This window comes from Nostoc sp. 2RC (genome assembly GCF_014222165.1).
In the GTDB taxonomy this organism is placed as follows: domain Bacteria; phylum Cyanobacteriota; class Cyanobacteriia; order Cyanobacteriales; family Nostocaceae; genus Nostoc; species Nostoc linckia.
In genome coordinates, this window is sequence record NZ_JACKZU010000338.1 from 1 (window position 1) to 9,246 (window position 9,246).

General features: G+C 38.8%; 7 protein-coding genes. 6 read left to right on the top strand and 1 reads right to left on the bottom strand.

Annotated elements, in window-relative coordinates; all coding sequences use genetic code 11:
- The 4 genes from GNE10_RS27370 to GNE10_RS27385 form a co-directional block, all read left to right on the top strand.
- Nucleotides 1–2,061, top strand: a 2,061-nt coding sequence (locus GNE10_RS27370; protein ID WP_221643013.1) for a S8 family serine peptidase, incomplete at its 5' end; no start/stop codon positions are given.
- A 109-nt stretch (nt 2,062–2,170) separates the two neighbouring features.
- Nucleotides 2,171–3,100 (top strand): SPFH domain-containing protein, encoded by a 930-nt coding sequence (locus GNE10_RS27375; protein WP_185568689.1) that lies wholly within the window; start codon nt 2,171–2,173, stop codon nt 3,098–3,100.
- 93 nt (nt 3,101–3,193) lie between these two features.
- Nucleotides 3,194–3,418: a hypothetical protein gene (locus GNE10_RS27380; RefSeq protein WP_185568692.1), complete on the top strand. Its 225-nt coding sequence runs from the start codon at nt 3,194–3,196 to the stop codon at nt 3,416–3,418.
- Nucleotides 3,419–3,950: 532 nt separating this feature from the next.
- Nucleotides 3,951–5,342 carry a hypothetical protein gene (locus GNE10_RS27385; protein WP_185568695.1) on the top strand — a complete coding sequence of 464 codons (1,392 nt, stop codon included), beginning with the start codon at nt 3,951–3,953 and terminating at the stop codon, nt 5,340–5,342.
- A 587-nt stretch (nt 5,343–5,929) separates the two neighbouring features.
- Here GNE10_RS27385 and GNE10_RS27390 read toward each other — a convergent pair.
- Entirely contained in the window at nt 5,930–6,550 is a 621-nt protein-coding gene (locus GNE10_RS27390; RefSeq protein WP_185568698.1) for a site-2 protease family protein, read from the bottom strand.
- A gap of 669 nt (nt 6,551–7,219) precedes the next feature.
- On the opposite strand from GNE10_RS27390, the gene GNE10_RS27395 reads away from it, so the two are divergent.
- Both GNE10_RS27395 and GNE10_RS27400 read left to right on the top strand, forming a co-directional pair.
- Nucleotides 7,220–7,501: a DUF4212 domain-containing protein gene (locus tag GNE10_RS27395; protein ID WP_185568701.1), complete on the top strand. Its 282-nt coding sequence runs from the start codon at nt 7,220–7,222 to the stop codon at nt 7,499–7,501.
- A 9-nt stretch (nt 7,502–7,510) separates the two neighbouring features.
- Nucleotides 7,511–9,166 (top strand): sodium:solute symporter family protein, encoded by a 1,656-nt coding sequence (locus tag GNE10_RS27400; RefSeq protein ID WP_185568704.1) that lies wholly within the window; start codon nt 7,511–7,513, stop codon nt 9,164–9,166.
- The last annotated feature ends 80 nt before the right edge of the window (nt 9,167–9,246 follow it).

The following is a 9,246-nucleotide window of genomic DNA, read 5'->3' on the forward strand; positions in this document are numbered from 1 at the left end:
GCCGAAAGTAATGAAAATAATAATATTGTTGCTAAAGCGATCGCTATTAAGAAAGCTGATTTAATTATCCAAAATGCTGTTAATCCCAGTGTAGGGTCAGTGGGCGAAAGTATTGAAGTCAGCTATCAAGTGAAAAATCAAGGCACGGGTAGTGCAGGGTATCAGCAAACAAAGTTTTATCTTTCAACAAATACAACCCTAAGCAACGATGATATCTATTTAGGTTCTGATTATCTCAGTCCAATAGCTGCGGGTGCTTCTAGCGGTTCAACAACTACAATTAACATCAATAATAGTATTGCAGTAGGCAATTATTATCTGTTATATCAAGCTGATGGTAATAACTATATTGCCGAAAGTAATGAAAATAATAATATTGTTGCTAAAGCGATCGCTATTAAGAAAGCTGATTTAATTATCCAAAATGCTGTTAATCCCAGTGTAGGGTCAGTGGGCGAAAGTATTGAAGTCAGCTATCAAGTGAAAAATCAAGGCACGGGTAGTGCAGGGTATCAGCAAACAAAGTTTTATCTTTCAACAAATACAACCTTAAGCAACGATGATATTTATTTAGGTTCTGACTACTTTTTTAATTCAATAGCTGCGGGTGCTTCTAGCGGTTCAACAACTACAATTAACATCAATAATAGCATCGCTGTAGGGAATTATTATCTGTTATATCAAGCTGATGGCAATAACAATATCGCCGAAAGTAATGAAAATAATAATATTGTGGCTAAAGCGATCGCCATTAAGAAAGCTGATTTAATTATCCAAAATGCTGTTAATCCCACTAGTGCGTCAACGGGTAGCAATATTCAAATTAGCTATCAAGTGAAAAATCAAGGCGCTGGTAATGCTGGTTATAGCTACACCAAGCTTTATTTATCTAAAGATAAAACTGTCAGCAATGAAGATATCTTATTAAATTCTGAATACACCAGCAGTATTGCATCTGGAAGTTACATCAACGAAGCATTTTCAATTCAAATTAGCAAAACTATTGCCGGGGGTAGCTACTACATATTGTATCAAGTTGATGGTAGTAACTATATTGCTGAAAGCAATGAATCTAACAACATTGTTGCCAAAGCCATTACCATCATCAAAAATATCGGTTATGACACCACCGATGGTTATGGCTTAATTAATGCAGCAGCAGCAGTGGCTAAAGCCCTTGGTCAGACTACCTTTGCTGATGTTCCTAACCTTGGCGGTAATGATTGGGGAGCCGACCTCGTAAAAGCTCCAGAGGTCTGGGCAAAGGGATATACAGGTAAGGGTGTTGTGGTCGCTGTGCTAGATACCGGCGTCGATCGCAATCATTCAGACTTGAGCAATAATATCTGGAAGAATACCAAAGAAATTGCTGGCAACGGCAAAGATGATGATGGCAATGGCTACATTGATGATGTCTATGGCTGGAACTTCGACAGCAATAACAACAACACCCTAGATGTCAATAGTCATGGCACCCATGTCGCTGGCACCATCGCCGGAGTCAAAAATGGTGTCGGTGTTACAGGTATTGCTTATGATGCCAAGATTATGCCAGTGAAAGTCCTTGGTGATAGTGGCTCTGGCGAAGATAGTGGGGTAGCTAAAGGCATTCGTTACGCCGTGGATAACGGAGCTAATGTCATTAACCTCAGCTTAGGCGGCGATGAACCCAACAGCGAAATCGAATCAGCCATTAAATATGCTGCTAGCAAAGGTGTAATTGTTGTCATGGCAGCAGGTAATTCTAGCGGTTCCGAACCTATTTATCCTGCCCGTTATGCCAAGAACTGGGGGCTAGCTGTTGGGGCAATTGATAAGTATCAAGATATGGCTTACTTCTCCAACGAAGCCGGAACAACTACACTCCCCTACGTCACAGCTCCAGGAGTCGATATCTACTCCACATTACCAGGTAACAGCTATGGCTTTAAAGACGGAACCTCAATGGCAACTCCCCACGTTGCCGGAGTCATAGCCTTGATGTTGAGTGCAAAGAAAGGTCTAACCGATGCCCAAGTACGTCAGATTGTCACCTCAACAGCAGCAAACAGTTTAGCCTAAAAAAAATGTAGAGACATTGCAATGCAACGTCTCCACCTCTTGTTAAATTCCTAATTTTTGAAATCAAAATGATATCATTTTATTATCAAAAAATTTGTAGGAATAGACAATGAAGCACCAAATCAGAGAATTTCCTGCTTTTAAAATCAACGGCTTCATAGCTTTGAGCATAGTCTTAGCTTTAGCCATTTTTGGCAGTTGGCAGGTTTGGTCAACAATACAGCAATTATTAGAAGTCTTAGGTAGAAGCCTGAGGGTGGGAGATTTTGCCGATTTAGCAGAAATAGGTGCATGGTTAGGAGCGACACTCATCGCAGTAGTCATTCCCTCACTATCAGGTTTCTTAACAGTCGAGCCAAATCAAGCAATAGTATTAGTATTTTTCGGACGTTACGTTGGTACGATTCAAGAAGCAGGGTTTTGGTGGACTAATCCTTTTACTGATAAACGCAAGGTATCTTTACGAGTTCGCAACTTTAACAGCAAAATATTAAAAGTCAACGATGCTCAAGGTAGTCCAATCGAAATTGCGGCTGTCATAGTATGGCAAGTAATAGAACCAGCCAAATCTAAATTTGCAGTTGATGACTACGAGCAATTTGTCGCTATCCAAAGCGAAACAGCGATACGTACTTTAGCAATTCGCTATCCCTATGACGCACCTGATGAACAATCAATTCCTTCATTGCGTGCAGTACCAGATGAAATTGCGCTTTTCTTGCAAAAAGAATTGCAAGCCAGACTTGAAGTTGCAGGAGTTGAGGTATTAGAAGCAAAACTTTCTCACCTTGCATACGCCCCAGAAATTGCTCAAATGATGTTGCGTCGTCAACAAGCCAAAGCAATGATTGATGCACGGCGGCAAATTGTTGAAAGTGCAGTGGGAATGGTTGATGAAGCACTCAAACGGATAAGCGAACAGCAAATTATTGACTTGGATGATGAACGCAAAGCCGCTATGATTAACAATCTGCTGGTTGTCTTAACCTCAGAACAAAACATTCAACCAGTAATTAACACTGGTAGCCTTTACACCTAATATCAATTCATAATTCATAATTAAGCAATTCACATTGTATCTAGGATTCAAGGTTTGAATTGGTTGCCAAATTTTAGGAAATTGGTATAAAAGATGAGCCAGAAAAAACGGTTTTTACTGCGTTTAGACCTTGAATTATACGAAGTACTGGAAAAATGGTCTGCTGACGAATTAAGGAGTGTTAACGCGCAAATTGAGTATCTTTTAACAGAAGCAGCACGCAAAACAGGCAGATGGAAAGAAAAGAAGCGTCAAAAAGATACTAAACGCCTGAAGATAGATACACAAATACAAAACAAGTCAGACGATGAATCCTGAATCCCAGACTCGTATTGCCCAACTAGATAATATACGGGATTTGCAAATAAAAAAATATTCTATAGAAGATTGTTGACCGTTAACAGTTAACAGTCAAGGCTTTAACTGGAATTTATTAAAAATGTTCGTAGTAAGGACTTTAGTCCTTGATTTTTAAGCACTAAAGTGCTTACTACGAACCTTTCACAACTAATGAGACAGACCTCTAGCGTCAGTCCTATGAATGCTAGACGTGACAAATTAGAAATTTTATAGTACAATTGTACTATAAAATATGAATATCCAGTGAGTATGTGACCTGGAAAGGCCCAAAGTTTCAACAGAATGTGTTTGATGGCTAGTTTTTGAATCTAATTTGCTATTGACGGTTTACAGTGAACTTTCAACAACTTGAAGCACAATAATTTATTTTTTAAAATTACCTTATTTGCCAATTTTAACATAAATTTTACATGATTTTTGGAGTATTTTGTCTCGATTTTTTACATTTTAAATTGCATATATACACATCAATTTCATGGAAGGAGACAACATGGAAACTAATAAAATTTCTTTAGTAGAACTCATCCAAATTTTTACAGAATATCGCCACAATATTATTGTCAACATCAAGCACCTGCAAGAACATTATCAAAGAACAAGTGTCAAGCGTGTTCGGGGTGTGAGAGACACAAATGGAGAACTAATTCAACCTTGGTTGCAAACGGAAAATGTAGATAAAGCAGAGTATGTTGGTATGGGCGAATTTCACTTTAATCGCAATACCGCTACTATCAATATGCTGATTAAACGAAAAGTCAAACTTGCTAAATCGGCAGACCAAACTCCCACTCTTGAGGTAGCAGGTTTATTAGTCAACAACCTCAATAGTTTTAACAGCTATACCATTGTCAGTGATGGAAAAATCAACGTCAAATCTTTACAAGTTAAAATTAGCAGTAAAAAAGCCTTTGATTTGCTTAAAGAAAAAGGTGTGTTAAATGCGAAAAATTTTGACTTTCGTACTGAATATACTATCCAGCTAGATAATTTGCCCCTTGTGGCTACTGATATCTATTACAGCAACATTGATGGACTATTCAATCAATTAGCAGAAATTAAAGTACTTATTAGTATTATTTCTGCTCATTTAAAAAGAGAATCAGATGTATTTATTGCGGAACAATTAGATGAATTCAAAAAACATTATCTTTCCAAAAATATCTACATCAACTTTCCCACAACTAATGAATATACAGATATTCATACAGCTTTAATTAATGGAACTGTGGAATCCAGATTGAGCTATAAAATTGACATCGGTAGTCAAGATATCCTGAACTTCAGCAAATTGCATTCAGCTAATAAATTTTTGAATAGAATGTATCGTTTTTATGATAAGCACACTCAAGAACTTATCACCAAAGCGAGTTTTGAGATGGCATTTAATCAAAATCTTGCTGTTAGACAAAGGCTAATTTCATCACGCACCAAAATTACGAAAGTGGATGAGTTGATGAAACCGATTTTTGATGATTTTCTGGGGCTTGAGCAAAATGGCGTAGTTGCAGATATTCTAAAGAAAGTTGGTGCTGATACTTTGGCAAAGTTGTTGCAGGATAAACAAGCTGGTAAGCAAATCGATAAAGAAGAAATGGTTGCAGCATTAACAGCAGCAAATACCCAACTAGAAGAATATGCAGAAAAAATCTACCAAGGCAAAATTTCTCCTTTGGTATTTTATATCGGGTGTAGTGGAGTATTGCCAGAAAACATGTCAGCAAAAGCTATGACTGCTGAAGAAGCTGCTGTCAAATACCCAAATTTGCAGTTTTCTAAAAATGAGCAACAAGGTACTTTTTTTGCAGTTGGTGATAGTATTATCGGCATCTATACGAAAACTGAATATTACAGCAAAAATACGCCGATATTAAATCATTTATAAATGTAGCGTCAGAGCAATACGCTTGATGTTAAAAAATATCCTTTGTGAAGGCAAGGAAACTTGTTATTTAGGGACTTGCAAATAAAAAAATAATCAACTACTTCTTGTGAAGTGGGCGTCTCGCCCGCCCCAAGCCAAGGGCGGACAAGATGTCCACCCCACAAGTAGTGGTAATTAATTTCTTGGAAGTTCCTTAGTTAGTAGTAATACTATTTCTTTGTGAGGCTGGGCAAAATTTTCTTTCTTTCTTTGTGTCCTTCTCTGACGAGACGCTGCGCGAATGCGCCCTTTGCGGTAGCCTGCGGCAAGCCGCTCCGCGTCTACTTTTCTCATATAGTTTGGCGCATCTTCATACAGAATTGGTATAAGGACTTTAGTCATTTAATAAGGACTAAAGTCCTTACTACAAACCTTTAGTTATTTACATCATTTTATGTCAGGACTTATGCAAAAATAGCGTAATTCCGTCATTACGAGCGATAGGGAAGTAATCCCCCCTAACGCTGGGATTGCTTCCCTAAACTTCGTTACAGGCGCAATGACAATATCGGCGTTGCGTAAGTCCTATATGTCAGATTTCAATTCAACTAAAAACTTATTGATTCTCCAAGCATTGACTGGATAACTAAGTTAGCAATATCACTCAACCCTATGCCAAATTCGGGAATTATAAATAGCAACATCATTGCAAATAGTCGGAAGTAGCTATTCTCTAATGGCTTGAATTTGGGAAAAATTTCACTGAAGACATGAAAGCCATCAAGGGGTGGAATTGGCAAGAGGTTAAATAGAAATAACATCAAATTTATCCGGGCCGCTAAGTAAAGAAACTCGATACTAAAGAGAGCTGAAAAATTTAAATTAGCGAGAAGTTTCATCACTAAAATAAATATAATGCCTAAGGTGAGATTTGATAATGGCCCAGCTGCGGATACCAAAATATTGCCTAGCTTGCGAGAGCGAAATTTAGAAGGGTTGACTGGCATTTGTCCCCAGGCTATACCCATGAGACAGAGAAAGATAATCGATTCCTTGCCCATGTGAACTACAGGGTTGAGGGTGAGATGACCAGTTTTTTGTGGAGTGTTATCTCCTTGACTCATTGCAGCCCAGCCGTGAGCAAGTTCGTGTAAAGTAATGGAAAATATGACAATGATAATGATTCTAAAAAAATAAATCGGCTCTGTGAATAGCGTTTCAATAAACATATATGCGGTTTGTGGTGTGGTAGAAGTTAAAATTTCGGCTTTTTGAGGGCTAAGTTAAAAGGTGCATCTCACTTTTGTAGATCGATCTCTATCTACAAACTTAGATTGATGCTTTTCGCATTCTTTCAGAGATATTTTTACCAATGTCATGTTTCAGTAAGCTTTTCTCGCATTCATGATGAAAATCTCATCTAAATGCGTAATTTTAGTATCATGATTTACTAAAAATTAGTATGAGCCACTTATACAATCAGCAAATGCTGATAATTAATGTTATTAAATTAACTACGTAAACAATACAGTAAGTTTTGGTATCTTTTTATAGAAAAAAGTAACTTAGTTAATTGATGGCTAGTTGCTGATATATCTACCATCAAAACATTTAATAGCATTTACTGGTGTTAGTTTCCTGGTAATTAATACGTAAAGTTTTTTAAATATTTGGTATAGTAATTATGATTGAGATTGCTGACTGCTGATTATTGGAGTGTTTGTTAATAAAATTTCACAGTTAGAAAAGATTTAATTAGAGTGATTAGAGGATTCTTTGTACTTAAAATTAAATATTTTCCATTAAATTAAATATAAAAATTAATACAGTATCTTACAGCAGAATAACGGCTTCTTGGTATTATCTTTGATGCACTAACACAGTGACCATAAATAACAATGAATGAAAATCAGCGCCGTTCTTATTGGCGTGCTAATACTGCTTTAATTCGCAATCTTTTAATTGTCTGGGCATTGGTTTCTCTCGTTTTCAGCATTTTGTTGGTTCAACCTTTGAATACAATACGATTTTTTGGCGTACCCTTTGGCTTTTGGATGGCGCAGCAAGGATCGATCTTGACTTTTGTGGGATTGATTTTCATTTATGCGTTCCAAATGGACAAACTAGACCGCAAATACAATACCAGCAAGCAAGAAGACGAATACAATCTCAGGAAGTGAGGAAAAACTGTGTCAGTTGAAATTTGGACTATTGTTTTAGTTGGACTTTCCTTCGTTGTCTACATTTATATTGGTTGGCAATCACGAGTGGAAAGTTCCAAAGATTTTTTTATTGCAGGTCAGGGAGTACCTTCAATTGCTAATGGTGCGGCTACTGCTGCTGACTGGATGTCCGCAGCTTCGTTTATTTCAATGGCCGGGCTGATTTCTTTTTTGGGCTACGACGGTTCTATTTTTTTAATGGGCTGGACTGGTGGCTATGTACTACTAGCATTATTGTTAGCTCCCTACCTGCGTAAATTTGGTAAGTATACAGTGCCAGATTTTGTAGGCGATCGCTACTACTCTAATATCGCTCGTTTGGTGGCTGTAATTGCAGCTATTTTCGTTTCCCTCACCTACGTTGCAGGTCAAATGCGGGGTGTGGGCATTGTTTTTAGTCGCTTCCTACAAGTAGATATCAACACAGGCGTGATTATCGGTATGATAATCGTCGGCTTTTTCTCTGTGTTGGGAGGTATGAAAGGCATCACCTGGACGCAGGTAGCCCAGTACGGAGTGTTGATTGTTGCTTACTTAATTCCAGCGATCGCCATCGCCTGGTTTCTCACCGGCAATCCCATTCCCCAACTTGCATTTACCTTCAGTAACGTTGCGGATAAACTCAATCAAATCCAGCTTGACTTGGGATTTAAGCAATATACTGAGCCATTTGTTAACAAAACTATGTTGGATGTACTGTTTACCACCATTGCCTTGATGGTAGGTACAGCCGGCTTACCTCATATTATAGTGCGGTTCTATACAGTACCGAGCGTACGTGCTGCTCGCTTTTCTGCTGGTTGGGCACTGTTATTTATTGCCATTCTTTATACAACGGCTCCCGCCCTTTCTATGTTTGCCCGTTATAACCTGATTGATTCCCTACACAATCAGACAGTTACACAAGTGCAACAACTAGACTGGGCCACTAAATGGGAAAAAACTAAACTGCTAAGCTTTGACGACAAAAATAAAGATGGTCGTTTTCAGTTGACTCCCAAAAAAGACACCAACGAAATTAACATCGACCGAGACATTATTGTGCTTTCCACCCCAGAAGTAGCTAACCTTCCTCCTTGGGTGATTGGTTTAGTTGCGGCTGGCGGCTTGGCTGCTGCTTTGTCCACAGCATCCGGTTTATTACTGGTAATTTCCAGTTCCATCGCCCATGATATCTACTACCGCATAATAGATTCCACCGCTTCAGAAAAAAAACGGGTATTTGTGGGACGCATCATGGTAGGTTTTTCCCTCGTCCTCGCCGGATATTTTGGAGTAAATCCGCCGGGATTTGTCAGCGAAGTAGTAGCTTTTGCCTTTGGTTTAGCTGCTGCTAGCTTCTTTCCAGTAATTTTTCTGGGAATTTTCGATAAACGCACCAACGCTGAAGGTGCGATCGCCGGAATGTTGACGGGTTTAATTTTCACCATCATTTACATTGTCAGCGTGAAATTTGGCGGCGTCCAACCCTGGTTTTTTGGTGTTTCTCCCGAAGGAATCGGTACTTTGGGCATGATGATCAACTTCATAGTCACCCTAATAGTTTCTCGCCTCACACCACCTCCACCAGCAGAAATTCAAGCCCTAGTAGAAGATCTGCGTACACCGATTATTGAACAATAGGGCATTGGGCATGGGGCAAGCAGGAGGTGTGGGAGGTGTGGGAGGTGTGGGAGGTGTGGGAGGTGTGGGAGGTGTGGGAG